This window comes from Streptomyces sp. NPDC059499 (assembly GCF_042749285.1).
Taxonomy (GTDB): Bacteria; Actinomycetota; Actinomycetes; order Streptomycetales; family Streptomycetaceae; genus Streptomyces.
In genome coordinates this window covers 942,796-968,414 of record NZ_JBHYTT010000001.1, presented here as the reverse complement: position 1 = coordinate 968,414, position 25,619 = coordinate 942,796, and the positions used below count along the sequence as shown (strand labels likewise).

General features: G+C 71.7%; 24 protein-coding genes. 12 read left to right on the top strand and 12 right to left on the bottom strand.

What is annotated here, in order from left to right:
* Positions 1 to 16: 16 nt before the first annotated feature.
* The 6 genes from ACFW9O_RS04565 to ACFW9O_RS04540 are packed head-to-tail and all read right to left on the bottom strand — an operon-like array spanning position 17 to position 5,413.
* Positions 17 to 1,225: a cytochrome P450 gene (locus ACFW9O_RS04565; protein ID WP_384604903.1), complete on the bottom strand. Its 1,209-nt coding sequence runs from the start codon at positions 1,223 to 1,225 to the stop codon at positions 17 to 19.
* A complete protein-coding gene (locus ACFW9O_RS04560) occupies positions 1,222 to 2,457 on the bottom strand; it encodes a cytochrome P450 (RefSeq protein ID WP_384604900.1) in 1,236 nt (411 codons plus the stop codon). Before ACFW9O_RS04560 ends, ACFW9O_RS04565 begins: the two co-directional genes overlap by 4 nt.
* A complete protein-coding gene (locus tag ACFW9O_RS04555) occupies positions 2,454 to 3,116 on the bottom strand; it encodes an ATP/GTP-binding protein (RefSeq protein ID WP_351165370.1) in 663 nt (220 codons plus the stop codon). Before ACFW9O_RS04555 ends, ACFW9O_RS04560 begins: the two co-directional genes overlap by 4 nt.
* Positions 3,097 to 3,468, bottom strand: coding sequence for a DUF742 domain-containing protein (locus ACFW9O_RS04550; RefSeq protein ID WP_351165367.1), 372 nt, complete (start codon positions 3,466 to 3,468; stop codon positions 3,097 to 3,099). The genes ACFW9O_RS04555 and ACFW9O_RS04550 overlap by 20 nt, the downstream gene beginning before the upstream one ends.
* Positions 3,465 to 3,917 carry a roadblock/LC7 domain-containing protein gene (locus tag ACFW9O_RS04545; protein ID WP_351165365.1) on the bottom strand — a complete coding sequence of 151 codons (453 nt, stop codon included), beginning with the start codon at positions 3,915 to 3,917 and terminating at the stop codon, positions 3,465 to 3,467. The genes ACFW9O_RS04550 and ACFW9O_RS04545 overlap by 4 nt, the downstream gene beginning before the upstream one ends.
* Positions 3,914 to 5,413: a sensor histidine kinase gene (locus ACFW9O_RS04540; protein WP_384604896.1), complete on the bottom strand. Its 1,500-nt coding sequence runs from the start codon at positions 5,411 to 5,413 to the stop codon at positions 3,914 to 3,916. Before ACFW9O_RS04540 ends, ACFW9O_RS04545 begins: the two co-directional genes overlap by 4 nt.
* 444 nt (positions 5,414 to 5,857) lie before the next feature.
* Here ACFW9O_RS04540 and ACFW9O_RS04535 point away from each other — a divergent pair, with 444 nt between their 5' ends.
* Complete coding sequence (locus ACFW9O_RS04535) at positions 5,858 to 7,663, top strand: LCP family protein (RefSeq protein ID WP_384604894.1); 1,806 nt, start codon at positions 5,858 to 5,860, stop codon at positions 7,661 to 7,663.
* Between the two features lie 97 nt (positions 7,664 to 7,760).
* Here ACFW9O_RS04535 and ACFW9O_RS04530 read toward each other — a convergent pair whose 3' ends face one another.
* On the bottom strand, positions 7,761 to 8,930 hold the full coding sequence (locus tag ACFW9O_RS04530; RefSeq protein ID WP_384604892.1) for a serine hydrolase domain-containing protein: 1,170 nt from the start codon (positions 8,928 to 8,930) through the stop codon (positions 7,761 to 7,763).
* Between the two features lie 66 nt (positions 8,931 to 8,996).
* A complete protein-coding gene (locus tag ACFW9O_RS04525) occupies positions 8,997 to 9,890 on the bottom strand; it encodes a LysR family transcriptional regulator (RefSeq protein ID WP_351165356.1) in 894 nt (297 codons plus the stop codon).
* 144 nt (positions 9,891 to 10,034) lie between these two features.
* Here ACFW9O_RS04525 and ACFW9O_RS04520 point away from each other — a divergent pair, with 144 nt between their 5' ends.
* The gene (locus ACFW9O_RS04520; RefSeq protein ID WP_384604888.1) at positions 10,035 to 11,000 is read left to right on the top strand and encodes a DMT family transporter; all 966 of its coding nucleotides are present in this window, start codon (positions 10,035 to 10,037) and stop codon (positions 10,998 to 11,000) included.
* A 16-nt stretch (positions 11,001 to 11,016) separates the two neighbouring features.
* Positions 11,017 to 11,184 (top strand): hypothetical protein, encoded by a 168-nt coding sequence (locus ACFW9O_RS04515; RefSeq protein ID WP_384604886.1) that lies wholly within the window; start codon positions 11,017 to 11,019, stop codon positions 11,182 to 11,184.
* Positions 11,185 to 11,192: 8 nt separating this feature from the next.
* Here the strand turns inward: ACFW9O_RS04515 and ACFW9O_RS04510 are convergent, their stop codons facing one another.
* The 3 genes from ACFW9O_RS04510 to ACFW9O_RS04500 all read right to left on the bottom strand — a co-directional run bounded on the left by ACFW9O_RS04510 (position 11,193) and on the right by ACFW9O_RS04500 (position 12,477).
* Positions 11,193 to 11,627 carry a type II toxin-antitoxin system VapC family toxin gene (locus ACFW9O_RS04510; protein WP_384604884.1) on the bottom strand — a complete coding sequence of 145 codons (435 nt, stop codon included), beginning with the start codon at positions 11,625 to 11,627 and terminating at the stop codon, positions 11,193 to 11,195.
* A complete protein-coding gene (locus ACFW9O_RS04505; protein WP_351165347.1) occupies positions 11,624 to 11,866 on the bottom strand; it encodes a CopG family transcriptional regulator in 243 nt (80 codons plus the stop codon). The genes ACFW9O_RS04510 and ACFW9O_RS04505 overlap by 4 nt, the downstream gene beginning before the upstream one ends.
* A gap of 92 nt (positions 11,867 to 11,958) precedes the next feature.
* The gene (locus tag ACFW9O_RS04500; RefSeq protein WP_384604881.1) at positions 11,959 to 12,477 is read right to left on the bottom strand and encodes a hypothetical protein; all 519 of its coding nucleotides are present in this window, start codon (positions 12,475 to 12,477) and stop codon (positions 11,959 to 11,961) included.
* Between the two features lie 324 nt (positions 12,478 to 12,801).
* On the opposite strand from ACFW9O_RS04500, the gene ACFW9O_RS04495 reads away from it, so the two are divergent.
* The 9 genes from ACFW9O_RS04495 (at position 12,802) to ACFW9O_RS04455 (ending at position 24,751) form a co-directional block, all read left to right on the top strand.
* Positions 12,802 to 14,190: a hypothetical protein gene (locus ACFW9O_RS04495; RefSeq protein ID WP_384604878.1), complete on the top strand. Its 1,389-nt coding sequence runs from the start codon at positions 12,802 to 12,804 to the stop codon at positions 14,188 to 14,190.
* Between the two features lie 211 nt (positions 14,191 to 14,401).
* Entirely contained in the window at positions 14,402 to 15,208 is an 807-nt protein-coding gene (locus ACFW9O_RS04490) for a TIGR03084 family metal-binding protein (RefSeq protein WP_384604875.1), read from the top strand.
* Positions 15,205 to 16,908: an acyclic terpene utilization AtuA family protein gene (locus tag ACFW9O_RS04485; protein ID WP_384604873.1), complete on the top strand. Its 1,704-nt coding sequence runs from the start codon at positions 15,205 to 15,207 to the stop codon at positions 16,906 to 16,908. Before ACFW9O_RS04490 ends, ACFW9O_RS04485 begins: the two co-directional genes overlap by 4 nt.
* The gene (locus ACFW9O_RS04480) at positions 16,905 to 18,503 is read left to right on the top strand and encodes a carboxyl transferase domain-containing protein (RefSeq protein WP_351165337.1); all 1,599 of its coding nucleotides are present in this window, start codon (positions 16,905 to 16,907) and stop codon (positions 18,501 to 18,503) included. The genes ACFW9O_RS04485 and ACFW9O_RS04480 overlap by 4 nt, the downstream gene beginning before the upstream one ends.
* Before the next feature lie 7 nt (positions 18,504 to 18,510).
* Positions 18,511 to 20,529 carry an acetyl/propionyl/methylcrotonyl-CoA carboxylase subunit alpha gene (locus ACFW9O_RS04475; RefSeq protein WP_384604870.1) on the top strand — a complete coding sequence of 673 codons (2,019 nt, stop codon included), beginning with the start codon at positions 18,511 to 18,513 and terminating at the stop codon, positions 20,527 to 20,529.
* Positions 20,526 to 21,689, top strand: coding sequence for an acyl-CoA dehydrogenase family protein (locus ACFW9O_RS04470; protein ID WP_384604868.1), 1,164 nt, complete (start codon positions 20,526 to 20,528; stop codon positions 21,687 to 21,689). Before ACFW9O_RS04475 ends, ACFW9O_RS04470 begins: the two co-directional genes overlap by 4 nt.
* Before the next feature lie 130 nt (positions 21,690 to 21,819).
* Entirely contained in the window at positions 21,820 to 23,397 is a 1,578-nt protein-coding gene (locus tag ACFW9O_RS04465) for a 4-coumarate--CoA ligase family protein (RefSeq protein WP_384604865.1), read from the top strand.
* Positions 23,394 to 24,128 (top strand): enoyl-CoA hydratase family protein, encoded by a 735-nt coding sequence (locus tag ACFW9O_RS04460; RefSeq protein ID WP_384604864.1) that lies wholly within the window; start codon positions 23,394 to 23,396, stop codon positions 24,126 to 24,128. The genes ACFW9O_RS04465 and ACFW9O_RS04460 overlap by 4 nt, the downstream gene beginning before the upstream one ends.
* Positions 24,116 to 24,751, top strand: coding sequence for a TetR/AcrR family transcriptional regulator (locus tag ACFW9O_RS04455; protein WP_384604861.1), 636 nt, complete (start codon positions 24,116 to 24,118; stop codon positions 24,749 to 24,751). Before ACFW9O_RS04460 ends, ACFW9O_RS04455 begins: the two co-directional genes overlap by 13 nt.
* Here ACFW9O_RS04455 and ACFW9O_RS04450 read toward each other — a convergent pair.
* Positions 24,710 to 25,525, bottom strand: a complete 816-nt coding sequence (locus tag ACFW9O_RS04450) for an alpha/beta fold hydrolase (protein WP_384604860.1) — start codon at positions 25,523 to 25,525, stop codon at positions 24,710 to 24,712. The genes ACFW9O_RS04455 and ACFW9O_RS04450 overlap by 42 nt on opposite strands.
* Positions 25,526 to 25,619 lie beyond the last annotated feature (94 nt).

The following is a 25,619-nucleotide window of genomic DNA, read 5'->3' as shown; positions in this document are numbered from 1 at the left end:
GACGCGGTGGGGAAGATCAGCCCAGGTCGACCGGGAGCTCGAACAGGTCGTTCTGGGTCACGATCGGCTTGTTGCGGAGCTCCGAGGCCGGTACCGCGAGGTCCAGGTCGGGGAAGCGCTCGTACAGCGCCGGGAGTGCCACCCCGGCCTCCAGCCGGGACAGCGCCGCACCCGGGCAGACGTGCGGGCCGTGGCCGAAGGCGATGTGGCGGTTCGGGGAGCGGGAGGCGTCGAAGTCACCCGCGGTCGGCCCGTACTGCTCCTCGTCGCGGCCCAGCGCGCCGAAGGAGACGATCAGCGCCTCGCCCTTGGGCAGCACCTTGTCGCCCACCTGGACGTCCTCCGTGGCGAACCGGATCAGGACGTGCGACGTGGGTGTGTTCCAGCGCAGGGTCTCCTCGATCACGTTCTCCCACGGGATCTCCCCGCTCAGCACCCGCTTGCGCTGCTCGGGGTGCGTCTGGAGCGCCTCGACGACGTTGACGACCAGGCTGATCGTGGTCTCGTGACCGGCCGCGATGATGAGCTGCAGGGTGTTGACGATCTCCTCGTTGGTGAGGTGGTCGCCCTCCTCGGAGGCCGCGATCAGGGCGCTCGTCAGATCGTCGCCCGGGTTCGCCCGCTTGTCGTCGACGATCTTCGTGAACAGGGCGCCGAGGTCCGCCATCATCTGCGGGACCTCCTCCGGCGGCGTCTGCGTCGAGAAGAACTTCTCGAACAGCTCCTTGAGCCGGGGGTGGTCGGCCGCGTCCACGCCCATCAGCTCGCTGATGACGTTCATCGGCAGGGGGTAGGCGAACTCCGCCTTCAGGTCGACGGGCTCGCCCTTCGGCAGCGCGGCCAGCCGGTCCAGGCTCGCGTTCGTCAGCGCCTCGATGCCCGCCCGCAGCCGCTCTACCCGCTTCACGGTCAGCGCCTGCGCGACGAGAGCACGCAGCCTGCGGTGCTCGGTGCCGTCCACCGTGAGCATCGAGCGGCCCGGGTTGGCGAGACCGATCAGCGGCCAGTCCATCGGTATCTCGCCACGCTGCCACGCGTTCCAGACGTTGATGTCCTTGACCACACGGCTGTCGGTGAGCAGCTGGCGCGCCTCGGCGTGATGCGTCACCGCGTAGCAGTGCACCCCGCCTGGCAGCTCCACCTCGGCCAGAGGTCCGGCGGCGCGCAGCGCCGAGCTCTCCGAATCGAGGTCGGCGACAAAGGGATCGAGGACGATCCGGGTCATTTCTGGCCTCCAAGGGCGGGAGTGGGCGTGAAGTGCACCGGCAGGTCCGTCAGCCCACGCAGCCACGGGGACGGGCGCCGGGTGAGCTGGTCCGCGGGGACGGCGAGGTCCACGTCCGGAAGCCGGTCCAGGAGCACCTCGATCCCCGTACGGGCGACGACCTCGGCCGTCTCCTGCGCGGGGAAGGGGCAGCGGTGCTCCCCGTGCCCGAAGGAGAGGAAGGCGTTGTTGCCGCCGGTGAGCGTGGAGCCGTCGGTGCGCACCTGCGGGTCGCCGTTCGCGGCGGCGATGCCCAGGAGCAGCAGGTCACCGGAGCGGATGTGACGTCCGCCGAGGTGGGTGTCGCGGGAGGCCCAGCGGCCTGCCACGTTCTGGGTGGGGGTGTCCTCCCAGAGCACCTCGTTCATGGCCTCGGCGACGCTGTGCCGGCCGCCGGACAGCGAAGCGGCGAAGCGGTCGTCGGTCAGCATCAGCCGCAGCGAGTTGCCCATCCAGTCGGCGGTGGGCTGGTGGCCCGCCGCCATCATGACCATGAGGTCCTGGGCGACCTCCTCGTCGGTGAAGCCGCCGGGGTCGTTCAGCATCCTGGTCGCGACGTCGTCGCCGGGCTCGGCGTGCTTGTCCGCCAGGAGCTGGAACATGGACGTGGCGAGGAGCTGCTGTCCGGCGAGGGCCCGCTCACGGCCGTCGATCATGTCGTTGAGCGCGCCGACGAGGGCTGCGCCGACCTCGTTGCTGAACCCGTAGAGCTTCGCGAGGATCAGGGCGGGCAGCAGCATGGCGTACTCGGCGATGATGTCGGTCCGGCCGGTGGAGCAGAACCGGTCGATGAGGCCGTCGGCGAACTCCTCCGCGTACCGCTTCAGCGCGAACGGGTCGACGCCCTCCAGCGCGTTGCTGATCATCGCGGCCCGGACGCTGTGCCGTTCGCCGACCGTGTAGAGGATCGAGGGCTGCTTGCGGCCGATCATCGGGAGCAGCGGCCAGGTGTCGGGGATGTTGTCCCACTGGTTCCACAGGTCGGAGTCCCGGCTGAAGAGCACCGGGTCGGTGGTGACCTGGTGCAGCTCGCGGTAGCCGAGGATCAGCCAGGCGGGTACGTCGCCGTCGAGCACGACCGGGGCCACGGCGCCGTGGTCGCGCCGCATGTCCTGGTACAGCCGCACGGGATCGGTCTGGAACCGCTCTCCGGACAGCGGGACGGAACCATGGGACACGGGGCACTGGGTCACAGCGTGGGCTCCGGGGTCTTTGCGGGCGCCGCCGCGGCCGTGCTTCCCGCCAGGGCCGCCTCGGCGGTCCGGGAACGGGCGACGGAGAGTGCGTGGAGGTGCTCGACGAGCGTGATCAGGACGTACTTGCTGGAGGACCGGTCCCGGGCGTCGCACTCGACGAGCGGAACGTCGGGGGAGAGGTCCAGCGCCTCGCGGATCTGCTGCTCGGTGTGGAGCGGGCCGCCGAAGTCGTTGCACGCGACGATGAACGGCGTGCCGTGGTGCTCGAGCCGGTCGATCGCGTACCAGGAGTCGGCGAGCCGCCGGGTGTCGACGAGCACGACGGCACCCAGGGTCCCGGAGAACAGGCGGTCCCACAGGAACCAGAAGCGTTCCTGGCCGGGCGCGCCGAAGAGATAGAGGACCGAGCGCGCGTCGAGCGTGATCCGGCCGAAGTCGAAGGCGACCGTGGTGGACGTCTTGGACTGCACACCGTCGAGGTGGTCGACGGCCTCGCCCGCGCGGGTCATGGTCTCTTCGGTGTTGAGCGGACGGATCTCGCTCACCGAACGGACCATGGTGGTCTTGCCGACCCCGAAGCCGCCCACAACGACGATCTTCAGTCCGTTGTCGGCTGTCGCCTGCAGGGCGGCACGGTCAGAGGTTGCGGAGTCCAACGAGCACCTGTTCCAGGGTGTCGGTGTCGGGGAACCGGTCCTCGACACGGGCAGTACGGGGATGGCGGGCGCTGATCCGGCCGGTGTCGAGCAGGTCGCAGAGCATGATGCGGACGATGCTGACGGGCAGATTCAGGGTTGCCGAGATTTCGACGACCGCGGTGGGGCGCCGGCACATCCGCAGGATCGCGACGTGCTCCGACTGCATACCGGGGTTCGGGTCGCACTCGGCGACCACGAGCGTCACGAGGTCGAACGCGGCCGAGTCGGACCGGCTGCGGCCACCGGTGAGGGTGTACAGCCGGTCCGGGTCGTCGTCGCGTCCGGGGCGGGGGCGCGGCGCCGACGTCATACGTCCGCGGTTTCCGCGGCCGTGGCCGCTGCGTCGTCCACCACTTCTGCGGGGGTGCGGGGCGGGGCGACGAGGTACTCGCCGAGCTGCTCGACGAGTTCGCTCATGTTGTGGCCGACGAGGCCGACATCGGAGTCCTCGGCGGCCACGACCGCGAGATGGGCGCCGGCGCCCGCCTCGACGATGAACAGCACACCGCCGTAGAACTCGGCCATCGCGGACCGCACGCCACCCGTGCCGTCACCGAACTCGATGGACGCTCCGTGCGACAGGCTCTGGATACCGGCGGAGATCGCGGCCAGCTGGTCGGCCTGGTCGACGGAGAGCTCGGGGGTACGGCACAGCTTGAGGCCGTCCCGGGACAGGACGAGGGCGTGCCGGGCGCCGGGCGTGCGGTCGAGCAGCCCCTCCAGCAGCCAGTTGAGCTTCTCGTCGGTGGTCGCGGTCATCGGGTGTTGCCTTCCGGGTGCGGGGAGTTGGCTCGTACCGCCTGGCTGAAGGTGCTGAAGCGTGCTGCCTGGACCTTCGCGTCGGTGGCACGGGGCCTGGGGGAATCGGCTCCGCCGGGGGTGGCATTGCCGGTACGGGATTCGGCGGCGGCCAGAGTGCGGCCACGTCGGCGCTTGGGCAGGCCGCTGTCACCGAACTGGGGGACTGCACCGGTGGATTCGGATGCGGAATCCGTCGAGGAACCGGGTACGGGCTCGGGGGAGCCCTGGTCCCGGGTGTCCGCCGCGGGGGCGGCGGACGGCGTCGCCGCCGTTGCGTGGTCGGGCTCCGGCTCCGGGCGGCCGACGGGTGCGGGGGCCGGTGCGGGCGTGGGCGTACGGGAGATGAGCTCCTGAGGCAGCATCATCAGCGCGCCCGTGCCGCCGCGCGCGGACGGCCGGAAGGAGACGGTGAGGCCGTGCTTGCGGGCCAGCCGGCCGACGACGGCGAGGCCGAGCCGGGTGCCGGACAGGGCCGTGAGGTCCTGGTTCTCGGCGGACACGGCACGCTCCGCACGGCGCAGCTGCACGTCGCTCATCACCAGACCGCTGTCCTCGACGGTGACGACGAGACCGGCCGGGACCTCCTCGACGTACACGTGCACCTCGGCCGTGGGCGGCGAGAAGTTGGTCGCGTTGTCGAGGAGTTCCGCGAGTGCGTGCATGACGCCCTCGGCGGCGTGGCCGGCGATCGCGACGTCACTCGTGGAGTGCAGGCGGATGCGCTGGTAGCTGCCGATACGGCCCATCGCGCCGCGCAGGATCGACTCCATGACGATCGGCTTCGCCCAGCGGCGCCCTGAGCGCGCGCCGGTGAGCACGGCGATGGAGTCGGCGAGACGGCCCGCCTGGGCGGTGCGGTGGTCCAGGTGCAGCAGATCGCCGAGGACGTCCTCGGCGGTGTGGCGGTGCTCCATCTCGCGCAGGTCGGCCAGCATGCTCGTGGCCAGGGCCTGCATCCGGCCGGCGGCGTTGGCGCAGGCGGCGATCGCCGCCGAGCGCTCGGTCTCACTGCGCCGGGCACGGGCGGTGAGCCGCTCGGCCTCGGCGGTGAGGCGGGCGCTCTGCTCGGAGGCGTCCGCGGTGACCCGGGCGACACGGTCGTGCGCCTCATTGGTGACCCGGGCGGTCTCGGCGGCGGCCGCGGCTCTGATGCGGGCGGTCTCCGCGGTGAAGCGCTGGGCCTCCGACGCGGAGGTCGAGACGAGGCGGGAGGTCTCGGCGGTGAAGCGTTCGGCGTCGGCGGCCCGCAGGGCACGCAGGTTGCGCGCCGCGGCGAGCGTACGGACCGTGACGGTCGCCGCGACGCACAGCAGCACGGCAGCGGCGCTCGCCCCCCAGATGACTGGGGTCCGTACCGAGGTGGGTGAGGCGGCGGCCGCCCACAGGCACAGGGAACCGGTGACGGCTGCCGAGATCAGCAGGGCGAGTGCGGTTGGCCGGAGTGAAGGGCGCAATCGGAGTCCTCGGGGCGGACGGTTCGGGGGGGGGGGGGGCAGGGACAATACGGACGCTTCGGTGTGGAAGTGATGAAAGAGCCACAACTGGAGCTGATTGTTCCTGATCAAGTCACGGCAACTATAGGAGAATTGACGAGTTGTTTGGGGATTCCTTGTGGTCACTTCTGTTTGAAATCTGGTCCGGAAGGTGCCTCGTCCGAGCGCTCCCGGCCCCGCTCATCGGATGAAACCGTGTGGCGGGCGGGGAAAGAGGGGTGAATGTGGCGGTATGTCCCCTGTGAGGAGCTTGATTTGTCACGATCGTCGCTCGCAGGCGAACGGGCAGCTAGTGTGAGCGCTCCGGTGCAGCCCGACCTGCAAGGTCGGCGCACCGCCGTAAGACACACCGAGCGCCTTGAGGGGGAGGCGCCGCGTGGGCCCCGACGGAGGACGCAGGCAACCGTGGACGCGCAAGGCCGTGGGCGGGACGAGGGCATCGACCCCGCAGACCAGTGGGTACTCAACCCGGACACCGGTGATTACGAACTGCGACTGACCCCCTCCAAAGGGCGATCAGCCGCACCGGCTTCCCCCAGAAGCAGCAGATCAGGAAGCGGCACAGCCGGAGGCGCCCCAGCCGCGCCCTCCCCGCGCCGCCGTTCCGGTACGGCGACGCCGCCGGACGACGGGCGGACCTCCGTACCCGGGCAGCGCGGCGGACGCAGGTCCGGCCGCGGGGACCGGGACGACGCACGGCAGCCGGGCGGTCGCGCCGCGGGCCGGGCGGCCGGGCCGTCGACGGGACGCCGCAGGCCGAAGCCGAAGAAGTCCGGCAAGAAGAAGGCGCTGGTCTGGACGGGCGGTGTACTGGCGTTCCTGCTGGTCGGCGTCGGTACCGCGGGCTACCTCGTGTACCAGCACTTCAACGGCAACATCGCGTCCGTCTCCAGCGACGGGGCAGGGACCGGCGGCTTCAGCAAGGACCGGGCCATCAACATCCTGGTGATCGGGACCGACAAGCGGACCGGTGCGGGGAACGAGGGCTACGGCGACAAGGAGAGCGTCGGCCACGCCGACACGACGATCCTCTTCCACGTCTCCAAGGACCGTACGAACGCCACCGCGCTGAGCATCCCGCGTGACCTGATAACGGCCATCCCCGACTGCCCGACGGAGCAGACCGACGGCTCGACGAAGGACATCCCCGGGACAGGGACCGAGGGGGCTCGCTTCAACACGAGCCTCGGGCAGTCCGACCGGACGCCCAGCTGCACCATGCGCACGGTCACGGAGCTCACCGGCATGAAGGCCGACCACTTCATGGTGGCCGACTTCAACGCGGTCAAGTCCCTGACCAGCGCCGTCGACGGCGTGGAGGTCTGCCTCGCCAAGGACATCAAGGACGAGAAGTCCCACCTGAACCTCACGAAGGGCGAGCACACCCTTCAGGGCGAGCAGGCCTTGTCCTTCCTGCGCACCCGGTACTCCGTCGGCTTCGGCAGCGACCTGAGCCGTATCGAGCTCCAGCAGCAGTTCCTCGGTTCGCTCATGCGCAAGCTGAAGTCCAACGACACCCTGACCAGCCCCACCAAGATGTGGACCCTCGCCGATGCGGCCACCAAGGCGCTCACCGTCGACGACAAGATCGACGACATAAACCAGCTGCGCAAACTGGGCATGGAGCTGGCCTCGGTCGACCCGAAGAACATCACCTTCACCACGGTGCCGGTGCTGGACAACCCGGACGACAAGGCCACCGTGATCCTCGACGAGTCGAAGGCTCCGCAGGTGTTCTCGATGATGCGCGAGGACGTCTCCTTCACCGCGGTGGAGAAGCAGGAGAAGGCCGCTGCCAAGGCCGAGAACGCCGCCAAGCTCAAGGGCGAGATGGCCGACCCGGCGGATGTGCGGGTCGACGTCTTCAACGGCGGAGCCCCGGCAGGTTCCGCGCAGGAGGCGCTGGACTGGCTGCAGAACGAAGAGGGCGTACTCAAGTCCGCCAACCAGGCCAACGCACCCGAGAAGGTGGCGAAGACCCAGCTGGTCTACGCCCCCAACCAGGCCGACCAGGCACGCCGGCTGGCCGACCTGATGGGCCTGTCGGCCTCGGCCCTGAAGCCGACGACGACGGACGCGGGCGCGACGGAACCGATGGTGCTGACGCTGGGCCCGGACTTCAAGGAGGCGGGCACCCCGCTCGCGGCCCCGGAGAAGGCCCCGAAGGACATCCAGCAGGTCCAGGCGGACAAGGCGGTCTGCGCCAAGTAGTCCCACCGCGGACGGGCCCGGTGCCCCGCACCGGGCCCGTCCGTGCGGGGCTCCTGCCCGCACCGGGCCGGCCGGCACACCGCACGCGCACTCCGCGCTACGCGCGCACCCGGTCCGCCGCCCGGGTCACCGCCGCGGCCAGCCGCTCGTTCTCCGGTGCGGCCCCGCCCGGAAGGGCGAACCGGCGACGCGTGTAGCCGTAGGCCACACCGTGGACCGGGTCGGCGAACGCCTGCGACCCCGCGGCCCCCGCGTGCCCGAACGCGCCCTCGCCCAGGAACGGGTAGGGCACCCGCGACGCCTCGAAGCCGACGGTGAAGGGGTTCGGTGCTCCGACCACGACGTCGTCGCCCGCCCACCGCACCCGGCCGACCTCGGCCAGCGTGTCCGGCTTGAGCAGCGGCGCCCGGCCGTCCACCTCCGAGATCGCCGCCGCGTACATCCCGGCCAGCCCGCGCGCCGAGGCCACCCCGCCGGCCGAGGCCTGGCCGAGGGCGCGCACGGCACGGGTGTTGGCGAATGCGACCAGGTCGAGCGGCGGGTCCGACGCCCAGCCGAACGCGAGCGCCATCAGACCCTCCGGGTCCACGGGGTTCGCCTCGGCCTCCGTGGCCTGCTCGGGCGTGGGCACGCCGGGCCGGATGGCCACGTACCGCGGTTCGAGCGCCTCGGGCAGCCCCAGGTGGAAGTCCAGCCCGTACGGGGCGCGCACCCGCTCCTCGAACAGCTCTTGGATCGACCGTCCGGTGGCCCTGCGCACGACCTCACCGGTGAGGGCGCCGACCACCAGCGCGTGGTAGCCGTAAGCCGTTCCGGGTTCCCAGAACGGCCGCTGGCCCGCGAGCCGCTCGGCGAGTATCCGGTCGTCGGCCAGCTCCGCGACGCCGAGGCCGCCGTCCGCCCAGATCACCCCGGAGCGGTGCGAGACGAGCTCGTGCAGGGTCAGCTCGCCCTTGCCCTCGGCGGCGAACTCCGGCCAGTACGAGGCGACCGTCCGCTCCAGGTCCAGGACGCCGTCCTGGACGAGCAGGGCGAGGACGAGGTGCGCGGCGCCCTTGGTGGAGGAGAACACCGCGGGCAGCGAATCCCCGGCGATCCCCTCCCCGGCCCACAGGTCCACCACCCGGCGGCCGTGGTGGTGAACGGCGAGCTGGCCGCCCGGCTCGGTGTGGTCCTCGGCGAGTACGGCGGCGAACTCCTCCCGTACGTTCTCGAAGCCGTCCGCGACCGTGCCGTGCACGGTGATGGTCCTGTCCTTGTCCGACATGATTCCCCCCGGAGTGATCGGTTCGGTTGGACTGTGCTCAGCTGCCAACTTCCCGACACCGGGGCTTCATTCCCCGCGGTCGACGATTTCCCGTGCGAGCGCGACCAGTTGGGGCAGGGCCGGGTGGCCGGGACCGTCCCGACGGGCCAGCAGGACGGGCAGCGGCGGGGCGTCGTCGAGCGGCCGGTACGCGACCCCTGCGTGGGGGTGCATGCCGGCGGTGGACGCGGCGGAGACGCCGGCCCCGCGGCCCGCGGCGATGGCGGTGAGCCAGTCGTCGGTGTTGGCGACCGTGAGCGTGGAGGCGGGCCGCGCGTGCGGGGGCCACAGGCCGAGTGTGGTGGTGCCGGAGACGGTGTTCAGGACGACGGCACCGCCGGCCAGGTCGGCGAGTGACAGCGACCGGCGGGCGGCGAGCGGTCCGTCGGCGGCGACGGCCGCGACCCGGTCCTCGGTGAACAGCAGCTCGGTGACGAGCCCCGGTGCGTCCACCGGCCCGCGCAGGAGGGCCGCGTCGACCTCGCCACGGGTCAGACCGGCCGTACGGTCGTCGATCCGCAGCAGTTCGAGGGGGGTCTGCGGGTGGCGCTGCTGCCAGGTCCGCAGCAGGGGTGTGGTGTAGGGGCCGAACGCGGACCACGCGTGCCCGAGCCGCAGCGGCCAGTGGCGCAGCCGTCCGGCGTCCACGGCCTCGTCGAAGGCGCCGACCGCGGCGGCGGCCTTGTCCCGGAAGAGGACGCCCTCGGCGGTGAGGGCGAGATGGTGCGTGGACCGGTCGACGAGCCGGACGCCCAGGTGCTTCTCCAGGGCCGCGAGCGTCCGGGAGACGACGGGCTGGGTGACCCGGAGCCTGGCGGCGGCCCGGGTGACGCTTCCCTCCTCCGCGATCGCGAGGAAGGCCCGCAGGTGCCGGAGCTCGATACCGCGTCCGCCCCCGCCACTGCCCTGTCCTGTGCTCATGCGTGGGGAGCATAACGGGAGCGCAATCGGCATTTCACGCGCGGCGCGCGCGTCTCTACGGTGAAGGGGTGAGGCTCAGGCGGGCAGTGCTTTACTGTGGACCTACTAGTGCACTCCACTGAACTTTTTTGAAAGGTCTCCCAGGTGAACGACCAGCGCAGTGCCGCAGAGCCGGCCGCAGCCGTCGCCGTGCCGGAGGCGGTGTCCGCGCTCGACGAGCCCGGCCACGGCCGCCCGGGCCGCCCCGGCGCCCGCAGGGCGGCCCTGGGGCCGGTCGCGCTGGTGGTCGCGGGCGGGCTCTCCGTGCAGTTCGGCGCGGCGGTCGCGGTCCTGCTGATGCCGAAGGCGGGCGCACTCGGCGTGGTCACGCTGCGCCTGGCAGCCGCCGCGCTCGTCCTGCTGGTCGTCTGCCGGCCGAAACTGCGCGGGCACTCCCGGGCGGACTGGGGCACGGTCGTGGCGTTCGGCATCGCGATGGGCGGCATGAACACGCTCTTCTACCAGGCCGCCGACCGCATCCCGCTGGGCGCCGCCGTCACCCTCGAGGTGCTGGGTCCCCTGGTCCTCTCCGTCGTCGCGTCCCGCCGCCTGGTCAACTTCGTCTGGGCGGGCCTGGCCCTGTGCGGCGTCTTCCTGCTGAGCGGCGGAGGCTTCGACCGCCTGGACCCGGTCGGGGCGGCCTACGCCCTGGGGGCGGGCGCGATGTGGGCGGCGTACATCGTCTTCAGCGCGCGCACCGGCCGCCGCTTCCCGCAAGCGGACGGCCTGGCCCTGGCCATGGTCGTCGCGGCGGTCCTCTCGCTCCCGCTCGGGATCATGGAGGCCGGCTCGAAACTCCTGGTGCCGTCCACGCTGGCCCTGGGTGCGGCCGTGGCCGTGCTGAGCTCGGTCCTCCCGTACACCCTGGAACTCATGGCCCTGCGCCGTCTGCCCGCCCCCACCTTCGCGATCCTGATGAGCCTGGAACCCGCCATCGCCGCCACGGCGGGCTTCCTCATCCTCGACCAGGCGCTCTCCACGACCGACGCCCTGGCCATCGCCCTGGTCATCGGCGCCAGCATGGGTGCGGTGCGCGCCGCCTCGCGCAGAGGGACCATGGAAGGGAGCTGAGGAAGGGGGCCCGCCCATGGGATCCATGAAGGGAACCGATGAGTACGACGGGCTGTACGCGCACACCCCCTCGCAGGCCGAGGGCGATCGTGACGAACCCGCCGATGGCACCAGGGCCTCCGAGGTCCACCCGGACGTTCCACGGACCGAACCCTCGCAGGCCGAGGGTGACCGGATGGAGTAGGCCCGGGCTCAGGCGTCGACGGGCAGGATGCGGAACGCGGTGAGACCGGGTGTCAGAGGGGTGATGGCCCGGAAGTCCCGCTGGTCGAGAGTGAAGATGCGGTCGGTCCTGTACCGGTCCGCGAGGACGACGCCCACCGCGTCCGCGAGATCCAGCCTCAGCCCCTCGTACTTCTGGCGCACCTGATGGGCCGCTCCGAGGTCTGCGGGCTTCAGCTCGGCCAGCCTGTACTGTCCGTCCGCCATGCGGGAGTTCAACGCCTCCATCACCTGCATCACAGCAGGGAAGCCCAGATCCCGGTGCACCAGGTGATCCAGTTCGGTGACGACGAGAGGTGAGATGGCGAGCCTCTCGTGCTCGAGGATCCCGGCAGCCTCGGAATGCTCCGGCTGGGCCGCGTCGAAGGCGGCGTACAGGGCGGACGTGTCGGCGACGATGATCAACGGCGTGCCGCTCGTTCCTTGATGTGCTCGTAGACGGCGTCGTCCATCGCCTCGGGGCTCAGCGGACGCCCGCTGTCGAAGACCGGAAGCCTCCGGGTCCCCTTGGGTCGCTCGGCGTTCTCGAGGAGCAGCGCGATGCCCCGCCTGATGAGCTCGGCCTTGCTGATCCCGGTGGCGGACGACTCGGCTTCCAGCCGTACTTCCAGGTCCTCCGGGAGGTACACCGTCGTCTTTATCATGCTCGCAGATTACCACCTGCCATACGTAGGGCACCTGATCGCGCCGTCCGTGCGGCTGCCGGCCCGGCGGTGCCGTCGCGGGGTTCCGTGCCCTAGAAGGTGTCGAAGTACAGGCTGTCCGTCGAAGGGTCGAGGAAGAACCGGCCATGGGTGACGTCCTTCGTGCCGGGGGCCAGCAGGCGCCGGTCGAAGGCCGCACTTCTCATCCACCGCGCCTGCCCGGGCAGGAACTCCGTCAGCACGTCTGGCACGTCCACCGGATCGACGGGCGCGAAGGCGTACGAAGGTGTCGCCACGATCGACGCCGCCGTTCCGGCGGGCAGCCGTGCGACGCCCACCACCCGGTAACGCGCGTCCGGGTTCGGCAGAAGCTCCCGGCTCCGCTCGGCCTCGTCCTGGTCGTACACCAGCCAGTGCGGGTCCGACAGCCGCCCCGCCTCGCCGAACTGCTCCTGCAGCGGGGCGACATCCGTGAGAACCCGCTCGGCGTCCTGCTGTGCCCGTGTCGGGCCGCCGAAGGCGTACACGGTGCCGCCGACCGCGACGGCGGCACCGGCCCCGATGCCCAGTGCGAGCCATGCCCGCCGGCTCGATCCGTCCGACCGTGCCATGACCATCGGCCCCCGTTCCGTGTCCCCGCATCGAGCAGCCAAGGTAGACCGTGCGGGCCTGTACGTCCCGCCCTTTCGGCCGTCGGCTCCGTTCCGGAGCCATGAACGGCAGCGTGTACGTGGGCAACGCCGGCCGGCCCGTTCGCCGTGACGCAGTGCCTCCAGGGTGACCCCGTTCGCGCGATTTCATGCTCCGTCCGGGCTGTCCGCCCGCCCGTACGGATCACGCCGGGAAGCCGACGGCGGGTGGTCATGTTCGGCTGTGCTCGGCTGGTTGCGGTCCCCTGACGGCTGGCCATACACCGCAGAAGGATGGAGTTTTCGATGTCTCGTCGGCATGTTCCGGCCGTCCTCGGCCTCGTGGCGGGCGCGCTGGTGGCGGCCCCCGCCCCGGCCGCTCACGCCGCCACGGTGCAGGTTCAATGCTCGGTCCCGGATCTCGTCGCGGCAATCAAAGCCGCGAACAGCTCACCGGAGCCGGACACGCTCCGGCTGGCGCACAGGTGCACGTACAAGCTGACGGCGCCGGACCTCGTGAACCCCGGCAACGGGCTGCCGGTGATCACCAGTGAGATCACCATCGACGGGCGTGGGGCCACGATCACGCGGGACGATCACGGACACAGGGTGCCGAAGTTCCGGATCCTCTATGTCGCACCAACGGGAAACCTCACTCTCACCCGGACGACGATCAGTGGTGGCTTCGCCACGGACTGCCCTGCTTTCCCCGACCCCCCGGGCCTGGCCTGCGGCGGCGGCATCTCCAACGCCGGAACGATGACGGTGACCCGCAGCAAGTTCATCGGCAACACAGCCCGGTCCGCCGTGTTCGCCCAGGGCGGCGGCATCGACAGCCCCGGCACCGGAAGCGTGAGCGAGACCGAAGTCGCCGGCAACCACGTCATCTACAACGGGCGTGCAACCGAGGGCGGCGCCGCCGGCGGCGCCATCGCGAACGACGGCCCGCTGACGGTCACCCGCTCCCGGCTGACCGGGAACACCGCGACCGTCACCAAGGGCACGAAGAGCACCGCCTTCGCGGCCGGCATCATCAGCTTCGCCGAGACGACCGTGAAGGACACGATCATCAGCAAGAACCGTTCCTTCGCCCCGGGTGGATTCGCGCGTGCCGCCGTCTCCAACGGCATCCCGGTACCCGGCAGGCTGACCGTGACCGGCGGCGCCATCAGCCACAACACATCGGATGCTCCGCACGGTGTCGCCCAGGGCGGCGGCATCGCGAACAACGGTCTGATGACCGTGAGCAGCGTGAAGATCATTGGCAACCGGGCGGTGGCCAAGGACGGCACCGCGCGGGGTGGTGGCGTCCGCGTGGGCCCCTTCGGCGCGCTCGACCTGACCGACAGCCTCATCGCCGGCAACACCGCCGACGCACCGAACGGCACGGCTCAGGGCGGCGGCCTCGACAACCCCGACGGCGGCACCCTGACGGCCAGGCGCAACAAGGTTCTCGGGAACACGGTCACCGCGAAGGACGGCATCGCGCAGGGCGGCGGCCTCTACCACGCCGGGGGAACCGCGGGGCTGGGCACCACCATGCTGGAGGACAACACCATCACCTACAACCGGGCGGGCGACGGCGGCGGCATCTTCAAGGCGTCCGGCGTCCTGACCCTGAACGGCGATGACATTCGCAGCAACCGGCCGAACAACTGCAGCCCGGCCGGCGCGATCCCGGGCTGTACCGGCTGACGGTCCTCCCGAAGGCAGTTCAGCCCGTGGGCTGTACGGCCACGGTGTTTCGTCGGGAACTACGGGGACCCCTGTGCGCACTCCCGGTTCCGGGATCCGATTCCGGGAGTGCGCACAGGGGTCCGCCGGAAAATAATGCAAGCATGCTTGCTTGTTTTCTGGGGCGCTGGCATGCTCCGGGGCACACCGCCACGCCCCCAGGGAGCGCACCGTGTCCGATGCATCGGCCGTGACCGTCGCCGTACTCGACGACCTGCGTCAGGAGAGCGACGAACTCGACCTCCTGGTAGCCGGACTGAGCGCGGAGGGGTGGGCCGGGCCGACGCCCGCCGACGGGTGGACCGTCGCCCACCAGATCGCTCACCTGAACTGGACCGACGAGGTCGCGCTGGTCGCCGTCACCGAGCCCGACGCCTTCGCCGCCGAGGTCGACAGGGCGGTGGCCGACCCCGAGACCTTCGTCGATCAGGCAGCCGCCGAGAGAGTGGCGCTCCTGCCGCCCGACGCCCTGCTCGTGCAGTGGCGGGAGGACAGGGCTCGGCTTCACACAGCACTGCGGGAGGCACCCGCAGGGGTCAAATTCCCCTGGTACGGGCCGCCCATGAGCGTCGCCTCGATGGCGACCGCGCGGCTCATGGAGACCTGGGCGCACGGGCAGGACGTCGCCGACGCCCTCGGTGTGACGAGGAAGCCGACCGCGCGGCTGCGGCACGTGGCCAGGATCGGGGTGCGGGCCCGGGACTACGCCTACTTCGTGCGCGGCGAACAGCCGCCCGGCGAGCCGTTCCGGGTGGAACTGGAGGGACCGGACGGCGAGTCGGCCGCCTACGGACCCGAGGACGCCGCGCAGCGCGTGACCGGCCCCCTGCTCGACTTCTGCCTGCTCGTCACCCAGCGCGCCCACCGCGACGACCTCGCCCTGCACGCCACGGGAGCCGACGCCGATCGGTGGCTCGACATCGCGCAGGCCTTCGCCGGGCCCGCCGGTCCCGGGCGCCCCCGGCAGGGGGACCGATGACGCGGCCGCTGCGCATCGGCAACGCCTCCGGCTTCTACGGCGACCGCTTCGACGCCGTGCGCGAGATGCTCACCGGCGGTCCCCTCGACGTCCTGACCGGGGACTACCTTGCCGAGCTCACCATGCTGATCCTGGGGCGCAGCCGGCTCAAGGACCCCGGACGCGGGTACGCGTCCACCTTCCTGCGGCAGTTGGAGGAGAACCTCGGGCTCGCCCACGAGCGCGGCGTGAAGATCGTCGCCAACGCCGGGGGGCTCAATCCGGCCGGGCTCGCCGACGCCGTCAGGGAGTTGGCCGACAAGGCGGGTGTGCCCGTACGTGTCGCGCACGTCGAGGGCGACAGCCGGCCCGTGCCCGACGGATTCCTCACCGCCAACGCCTACCTCGGCGGCGCCGGGATCGCCGCCTGCCTGCGTGCCGGGGCCGACATCGTCGTCACCGGACGCGTCACCGACGCCGCCCTCGTCACCGGGCCCGCCGCCGCCCACTTCGGATGGGGCGACGAGGACCACGACGCCCTCGCCGGGGCGGTCGTCGCCGGGCACGTACTGGAGTGCGGAACCCAGGCCACCGGCGGGAACTACGCGTTCTTCGGTGACCACGACATCCGCAGGCCCGGCTTTCCGCTCGCCGAGATCCACGAGGACGGGTCGAGCGTCATCACCAAGCACGACGGTACGGGCGGTGTCGTCGACCTCGGCACCGTCACCGCCCAGCTGCTGTACGAGACCGGCGGGGCCCGGTACGCCGGACCGGACGTCACCGCCCGGCTCGACACCGTACGGCTGACGCAGGACGGGCCGGACCGGGTACGGATCTCCGGGGTGCGGGGCGAGGCACCGCCACCCACGCTCAAGGTCGGGCTCAACCGGATCGGCGGCTGGCGCAACGAGGTCGTCTTCGTGCTGACCGGGCTCGACATCGAGGCCAAGGCACAGCTCGTGCGGGACCAGTTCGCCGACGCCCTGGCCCGTGGCGGGCGGCGGCCCGCCGAGGTGCGGTGGGAGCTGGCCCGTACCGACCGGGCCGACGCCGCGAGCGAGGAGACCGCCAGTGCCCTGCTTCGGCTCGTCGTCCGGGACCCGGACGCGGAAGCGGTCGGGCGCGCGGTGTCCGGGGCGGCCGTCGAGCTGGCGCTCGGCAGCTACCCCGGCTTCCATGTGACCGCCCCGCCCGGGAAGGGCGCGCCCTACGGGGTGTTCGAGGCCGCGTACGTACCGGCCGAGGAGGTCGGGCACGTGGCCGTCCTTCCGGACGGGGAGCGGGAGGACGTGCCCCCGGCCGTACGGAGCCGGGCGCTCGAAGCGGTCGAGGAGCCCGGGCTCCCGGAGCCGCTGCCGTCCGGCCCCACCCGCTCCGCGCCGCTCGGCCGCGTCGCCGGAGCCCGCAGCGGCGACAAGGGCGGAGACGCCAACGTGGGCGTCTGGGTGCGGAGCGAGGACGCGTGGCGGTGGCTGGCCCACGAGCTGACCGTCGCCCGCTTCCAGGAGCTGCTCCCGGAGACCGCCGGGCTCACCGTCGTACGCCACGTCCTGCCGAACCTGCGGGCCCTGAACTTCGTCGTCCACGGCCTCCTCGGCGAGGGCGTTGCCGCGCAGGCCCGCTTCGATCCGCAGGCCAAGGCGGTGGGGGAGTGGCTGCGGTCCCGTCGCCTCCCCGTCCCCGTAGCGCTCCTGGAAGAACCGGAGGTGACCGCATGACCGTCCTGCCCACCGCACTCGACACCGCCGGGCCCGAATACGCCGCCCACCGCGAGGCCATGCTCGCGAAGCTCGCCGAGCTCGACGCGGAGCACGCCAAGGCCCTGGCGGGCGGCGGCGAGAAGTACGTGGCACGGCACCGGAAGCGCGGCAAGCTGCTGGCCCGCGAACGGATCGAGCTGCTGGTCGACCCGGACACCCCGTTCCTGGAGCTGTCCCCGCTCGCCGCGTGGGGCAGCGACTACGCGGTCGGTGCCTCCCTCGTCACCGGGATCGGAGTGGTGGAGGGGGTCGAGTGCCTGATCACCGCCAACGACCCGACCGTACGCGGCGGCGCCTCCAACCCGTGGACGCTCAAGAAGGCCCTGCGGGCGAACGAGATCGCCTTCGCCAACCGGCTGCCCTGCATCAGCCTGGTCGAGTCGGGCGGGGCGGATCTGCCCTCGCAGAAGGAGATCTTCATCCCGGGCGGCGCGCTGTTCCGCGACCTCACCCGGCTGTCGGCGGCCGGGATCCCCACCGTCGCCGTCGTCTTCGGGAACTCCACCGCCGGCGGCGCGTACGTCCCGGGCATGTCCGACCACACCGTCATGATCAAGGAGCAGTCGAAGGTCTTCCTCGGCGGCCCGCCCCTGGTGAAGATGGCCACCGGCGAGGAGAGCGACGACGAATCGCTCGGCGGGGCCGAGATGCACGCCCGCACGTCCGGGCTCGCCGACCACTTCGCGCTCGACGAGCACGACGCGCTGCGCCAGGCCCGGCGGATCGTCGCCCGGCTCAACTGGCGCAAGGCGCAAGCCGATCCCGGGATCGTGGAGCCGCCCAAGTACGACGAGGACGAACTCGTCGGGATCGTCCCGGGTGACCTCAAGGTCCCCTTCGACCCGCGCGAGGTCATCGCACGGCTCGTCGACGGATCGGACTTCGACGCGTTCAAGCCGCTCTACGGGACGAGTCTGGTCACCGGCTGGGCACGGCTGCACGGCTACCCGGTCGGCATCCTCGCCAACGCCCAGGGCGTGCTGTTCAGCGAGGAGTCGCAGAAGGCGGCGCAGTTCATCCAGCTCGCCAACCAGCGCGACATCCCGCTCCTGTTCCTGCACAACACCACCGGCTACATGGTCGGCAAGGAGTACGAGCAGGGCGGCATCATCAAGCACGGCGCGATGATGATCAACGCGGTGTCGAACTCGAAGGTGCCGCATCTGTCCGTGCTGATGGGTGCCTCCTACGGCGCAGGCCACTACGGCATGTGCGGCCGGGCCTACGACCCGCGCTTCCTGTTCGCCTGGCCCAGCAGCAAGTCCGCCGTCATGGGCCCCCAGCAGCTCGCCGGCGTCCTGTCGATCGTCGCCCGCGCCTCCTCCGCCGCGAGGGGCCTGCCCTACGACGACGAGGCCGACGCGGGACTGCGCGCCATGGTGGAGCAGCAGATCGAATCGGAATCGCTGCCCATGTTCCTCTCGGGGCGGCTGTACGACGACGGGGTCATCGACCCGCGCGACACCAGGACCGTCCTCGGGATGTGCCTGTCCGCGATCCACACAGCACCGGTCGAGGGCGCCCGCGGCGGCTTCGGCATCTTCCGGATGTGAGGCACAGTTGATCACCACTCTGCTTGTCGCCAACCGGGGCGAGATCGCCTGCCGGATCTTCCGCACCTGCCGTGAACTGGGCATCTCCACCGTCGCCGTGTACTCGGACGCGGACGCCGGAGCCCTGCACGTGCGGGAGGCCGACACCGCCGTGCGCCTCCCGGGCGACGCACCCGTCGACACGTACCTGCGCGGCGACCTCGTCGTCGCCGCCGCCCTCGCGGCGGGCGCCGACGCCGTGCACCCCGGGTACGGCTTCCTCTCCGAGAACGCCGGATTCGCCCAGGCCGTGCAGGACGCCGGCCTCGTATGGGTGGGGCCGCCGGTGAAGGCCATCGAGCTCATGGCGTCCAAGACCCGGGCCAAGGAGCTGATGGCCGCCGCCGATGTCCCCCTCCTCGCCCCCGTCGACCCGGGCGGCGCCACCGCCGAGGACCTTCCGCTGCTGATCAAGGCGGCGGCGGGCGGCGGCGGACGCGGGATGCGGATCGTACGGGAACTCGACGACCTGCCGGGTGAGTTGACCGCGGCTGCCGCGGAGGCCGCCTCGGCCTTCGGGGACGGCGAGGTCTTCGCCGAGCCGTACGTCGAACGCGGCCGGCACGTCGAGGTCCAGATCATGGCGGACGACCGGGGAACGGTGTGGGCGCTCGGCACCCGCGACTGCTCGCTCCAGCGCCGCCACCAGAAAGTCATCGAGGAGGCCCCCGCGCCCGGCCTCGACGACGCGCTGCGGCAACGGCTGCACGACGCGGCGGTCGCGGCCGCGCAGACGGTGGGCTACCGGGGCGCGGGGACCGTCGAGTTCCTCGTGTCGGCCGAGGGGCGCCCGTACTTCCTGGAGATGAACACCCGCCTCCAGGTCGAACACCCCGTCACGGAAGCGGTGTACGGGCTCGACCTCGTCGCCCTGCAGATCCGGGTCGCGGAGGGCGAACCGCTGCCCGCCGCCACACCTCCGGAGCCGCACGGGCACGCCGTCGAGGCCCGGCTGTACGCCGAGGACCCCGCCGCCGGCTGGCAGCCGCAGACCGGGACCCTGCACACCCTGGAGGTGCCGGACGAGCCCGGCCTGCGCCTCGACACGGGATACACCGGCGGCGACACCGTCGGGGTGCACTACGACCCGATGCTCGCCAAGGTCATCGCGTACGCGCCCACCCGTGCCGAAGCCGTACGCCACCTCGCCCGCGCCCTCGAACGCGCCCGCATCCACGGGCCGGTCACCAACCGGGACCTGCTCGTACGGTCCCTGCGCCACCCGGACTTCACCGGAGCCCGGCCGGACACCGGCTTCTACGACCGGCACCTCGCCGCCCTCACCCCCGGGCCCGACGCCGGGGAGCAGCGTCTCGCCGCGACCGCCGCCGCTCTCGCCCGGGCCGCCGACCGGCCCGCCTCGGGCCCCGCCCGCTTCGGCGCCTGGCGCAACCTCGCCTCGCAGCCCCAGACGAGGTGCTACCGCGGCGAGCCCGACGGCACCGAGCACGAGATCACCTACCGGGCCGGGCGCGGTGGACTCCAGCCGGAATCCGGCGAACGCGTCGTCCGCGCCGAACCCGGCCGCGTCCGCCTCGACGCCGGCGGCGTCACCCGGCACTTCGCCGTCGCCGAACACGACGGGCGCGTGTACGTGGACGGCGACCGCGGCTCGTACACCTTCACCGCCCTGCCCCGCTTCACCGACCCCACCGAACGCACCGAACCCGGCTCCCTGCTCGCGCCCATGCCCGGCACCGTCGTCCGCCTCGCGGACGGGCTCGCACCGGGCGTGGCCGTCGAGGCCGGACAGCCGCTGATCTGGCTGGAGGCGATGAAGATGGAGCACCGCATCCTCGCCCCGGCCTCCGGCACCCTCACCGTGCTCCACGCCGCCCCCGGCCGCCAGGTCGAGGTCGGCGCCCTGCTCGCCGTCGTCACCGAACCCGCAGACGCGGGACCAGCTGATTCGGGACCCGCTGATTCGGGACCCGCAGATTCGGGACCAGCCGCACCGGATTCCGCCGCACCGGAGGAGAACGCATGAGCACCGTCCTCGAGAACGAAGAGCACAAGGCGCTGCGCGCCGCCGTCGCCGCACTCGGCACGCGTTACGGGCGCGACTACATGACCTCCGTGATCCGTGAGGGCTCCCACCCCCACGAGCTGTGGAGCGACGCCGCCAAACTCGGCTACCTCGGCGTCAACCTCCCCGAGGAGTACGGCGGCGGAGGCGGCGGCATGGCCGAACTCTCCATCGTCCTGGAGGAACTCGGCGCCGCCGGATCACCCCTGCTGATGATGGTCGTCTCGCCCGCCATCTGCGGCACCGTCATCGCCCGCTTCGGCACCGGGAGCCAGAAGCAGCAATGGCTGCCCGGCCTCGCCGACGGCAGCCTCACCATGGCCTTCGGCATCACCGAACCCGACGCCGGTTCCAACTCCCACCGCATCACCACCACCGCCCGCCGCGAGAGCGGGGGAGGCTGGGTCCTCACAGGCCGCAAGGTCTTCGTCTCCGGCGTCGACATCGCGGACGCCACCCTCATCGTCGGGCGCACCGAGGACGCCCGGTCCGGCACGCTCAAGCCCTGCCTCTTCATCGTCCCGCGCGACACCCCCGGTTTCGGACGGTCGCAGATCGACATGGAACTCCACGCGCCGGAGAAGCAGTTCGAGCTGACCCTCGACGACGTGCGGCTGCCCGCCGACGCGCTGGTGGGCGATGAGGACGCCGGACTGCTCCAGCTGTTCGCCGGGCTCAACCCCGAGCGGATCATGACGGCCGCGTTCGGCATCGGGATGGGGCGGTACGCGCTCGGCAAGGCCGTCGAGTACGCGCGCACCCGCCAGGTGTGGAAGGCGCCCATCGGCGCCCACCAGGCCATAGCCCACCCGCTCGCCATCGCCCACATCGAGCTGGAACTGGCCCGGCTCATGATGCAGAAGGCGGCCAGGCTGTACGACGAGGGCGACGACATCGGCGCCGGCGAGGCCGCCAACATGGCCAAGTACGCGGCCGGCGAAGCGTGTGTGAAGGCTGTCGACCAGGCCGTCCACACCCTCGGCGGCAACGGCCTCACCCGCGAGTACGGCCTCGCCTCCCTGGTCACGGCGGCACGCGTGGCCCGCATCGCGCCGGTCAGCCGCGAGATGATCCTGAACTACGTCTCCCACCAGTCGCTGGGACTGCCGAAGTCGTACTGAGGACGCTTCGGTCCAGGGTCTCCCCATTCCGCACGGCAGGGGCGATTCTGTCTCTCCATACCCGCGCGGCGCCCCCCGCTCCCCGGAGCGGGGCGCCGTGCCCGCCGCACCGCGACGACAGGGGACCGCCATGGTGTTCCGCAGCGAGTACGCAGATGTTCCGGCCCTCGACATACCCATCCACGAAGCGGTCCTGGGCGAGGCCGCCGCGTTCGGCGACACCGTCGCCCTGATCGACGGTACGAACGGCCTCTCCGTCACCTACGGCCAGCTCGACACGTTCCACCGCCGCATCGCCGCCCACCTCGCCGAAGCGGGACTCCGCAAGGGCGACGTCCTCGCCCTGCACAGCCCCAACACGATCGCCTACCCCCCGGTGTTCTACGGGGCCACGCGCGCGGGAGCCTCCGTCACCACCGTGCACCCGCTGGCCACGGCCGAGGAGTTCGCCAAGCAGCTGAAGGACTCCGCGGCCCGGTGGATCGTCACCGTGTCCATGTTCCTCGACGTGGCCCGCCGGGCGGCCGAACTCGCGGGCGGCATCCAGGAGATCTTCGTCTGCGACCAGGCCGAAGGACACACCTCCGTACTGGACATGCTGGGCTCCACCGCCCCGGAACCCGAGATCGCGTTCGACCCCGCCGAGGACATCGCGGCCCTCCCGTACTCCTCCGGGACCACCGGCACCCCCAAGGGCGTGATGCTCACCCACCGCTCCATCGGCACCAACCTGGAGCAGCTGCGCCCCTTCATCCCCATGGGCCCCGGTGACAGCATCCTGGCCGTCCTCCCGTTCTTCCACATCTACGGGCTGACCGCCCTGATGAACGTCCCGCTGCGCTGCGGGGCCACGGTCGTCGTCCTGCCCCGCTTCGACCTCGACCAGTTCCTCGGCGCCATCCAGGAGCACCGCATCAGCGGGCTGTACGTGGCCCCGCCCATCGTCCTGGCACTCGCCAAGCACCCGGCCGTCGGCAACTACGACCTGTCCTCGCTGCGGTACATCGTCAGCGCCGCCGCCCCCCTGGACGCCGAACTCGCCGCCGCGTGCTCGGCCCGCCTCGGCCTGCCGCCCGTACGTCAGGCCTACGGCATGACGGAACTCTCGCCCGGCACCCACGTCGTACCGCTGGACGCCGAGAACCCGCCGCCCGGCGCCGTCGGAAAGCTGCTGCCCGGCACCGAGATGCGGATCGTGTCGATCGAGGACCCCGGCAAGGACGTCGGTACCGGCACCGACGGCGAGATCCTCATCCGCGGCCCCCAGGTGATGAAGGGCTACCTCGGACGCCCCGAAGCCACCGCCGAGATGATCGACGCGGACGGCTGGGTGCACACCGGGGACGTCGGCCGTGTCGACGCGGACGGCTGGCTGCACGTCGTCGACCGGGTGAAGGAACTGATCAAGTACAAGGGCTACCAGGTCGCGCCCGCCGACCTGGAGGCCCTGCTCCTGACCCACGAGTCCGTCGCGGACGCCGCCGTCATCGGGGTGTACGACGCCGAGGGCAACGAGGTCCCCAAGGCCTACGTCGTACGCCAGCCGGCCGCCCCGGACCTCACCGCCGACGACGTCATGGCGTACGTCGCCGGGCACGTCGCCCCGTACAAGAAGGTCCGGCGGGTGGAATTCATCGAGGCCGTCCCCCGCGCGGCCTCCGGCAAGATCCTCCGACGGGAACTGCGCGACAGGGAGAAGCAGCGATGACCCTTGCGGAACGTGCCCACGAGCGGGGCATCACCACCCTCACGCTCGACTCCCCGGCCAACCGCAACGCCCTGAGCGCACGGCTCGTGACCGAACTGGCCGGGGCACTCGACGACTGCGCGGCGGACGACACCGTACGGGCGGTGATCCTCACCCACACCGGCAACACGTTCTGCGCGGGCGCCGACCTCACCGCACCGGCCGACCCGCACGCCTTCGTCGCCCTCATGCGGCGCATCGTCACCCTGCCCAAACCGGTCGTGGCCCGGGTCACCGGGCACGTCAGGGCCGGCGGGCTCGGGCTGCTCGGCGCCTGCGACATCTCCGTCGCGGGCCCCGACTCGTCCTTCGCGCTCACCGAATCCCGCCTCGGCCTCGCCCCGGCGGTCATCTCCCTGCCCCTGCTGCCCCGCCTGGACCCCCGCGCGGCGTCCCGCTACTACCTCACCGGGGAACGCTTCGACGCGGCGGAAGCCGTGCGGATCGGGCTCGTGAGCCTTGCCGCCGAGGACGTGGACAAGGCGCTCGTACCGGTACTGGACGGACTGCGCAGGGCGTCCCCCCAGGGGCTGGCCGCCTCGAAGGAGCTGGCCACGGCTACTGTGCGGAGGAGTTTCGACCAGCACGCAGAAGACCTCATCGCCCGCTCGGCGGCCCTGTTCGCCTCCGCCGAGGCACGGGAGGGGATGACGGCCTTCCTCGAACGACGGGACCCCGCATGGGTGTGGTAACGCCCCCGAACCCGAAATCCCCCAAGCAGGACAGGAGCCGGGCCACCCGCCAACGGCTCCTGGAAGCAGCGGTCGCCTGCCTCGCCGAACACGGCTGGGCAGGCTCCACCGTCTCCGTCGTCGCCGAACGCGCCGGGGTGTCGCGCGGCGCCGCCCAGCACCACTTCCCCACCCGCGAGGACCTGTTCACCGGCGCCGTCGAGTACGTCGCCGAGGAACGCTCGGCCGCCCTGCGCACCCTGCCCGTCCAGGGCCGCGCGGCGGTGCTCGCCGCCATCGTCGACCTCTACACGGGGCCGCTCTTCCGCGCCGCGCTGCAGCTCTGGGTCGCCGCGTCCAACGAGGAGCAGCTCCGCCCCCGCGTCACCGAACTCGAGGCCCGCGTCGGCCGCGAGACCCACCGCATCGCCGTCGAGCTCCTCGGCGCCGACGAGAGCCGCCCCGGAGTCCGCGAAACGGTCCAGGGCCTCCTCGACATGGCCCGCGGGCTGGGCCTCGCCAACCTCCTCACCGACGACACGGCCCGCCGCCGCAGGGTGGTCGCCCAGTGGGCCGGCCTGCTCGACGAGGCGCTCGGCCGGTCAGGCGCCGCCGACGACCCGCGAGCCGAGGAAGTCCAGTAGCGCCGCGTTGAACAGTCCGGGCTGCTCGACCCCCGGCAGGTGGCCCGCCCCGTCGATGACGGTCAGCGTGGCGTGGGGGACGAAGCGGTGGATGTCCTCGGCGCTGCTGACCGGGGTGTAGACGTCGTCCGCGCCCACCACGATCAGGACCGGCACCTCGACGGCGCCGAGGGTGTCGCGGTAGTCGGGGCGTTCGGCCCGACCCCGAAGAGCGGCGGCGGCGCCCTCCGGGTCGGTGGCCCGCATCATGCCGAGGACGTGCGCCGCCACGTCCGGCAGGGCGGTGACGTTGTACGCGGCGAGCATCTTGTCGATCACCTCGGCCGCGTAACCGTCCATGCCCTCGGCCGACAGCCGGTCGGCCAGGCGGTTGCGGAACTCCTTGCCCTCCTCGGTCTCGGCGGGCGCGGACGTGTCGGACAGCACCAGGGCCAGCGTCCGCCGCGGGTGCCGGAGCTGGAACTCCATGGCGATCTGGCCGCCCATGGACACCCCGCCGACGACCGCACGCTCCACGCCCAGATGGTCGAGGAGAGCGGCGATGTCGTCCGCGAAGCCGGAGAGGAAGACCTTGCCGGGGGTGACACTGCTTTCGCCGTACCCGCGCAGATCCGGGGCGATCACGCGGTATCCGGCCGCTGTCAGCGCCTTGACGGACGGCGCCCACAGGGTGCGGTTGAACGGATGGCCGTGAACGAGGACGACCGGCAGACCGTCCGACGGCCCCTCGTCGTCGTAGTGCAATGTGGCGTCGTTCAGCGCTACGTGGCTCATGCCGGCCACCTTAGCGTCGTGACCAGCAGTGGGTCCTTCGAGTAACTGCCATGGCGCGTGCGGCGGTTGAAGGGCCCTCCCCGTACGGAGGGCC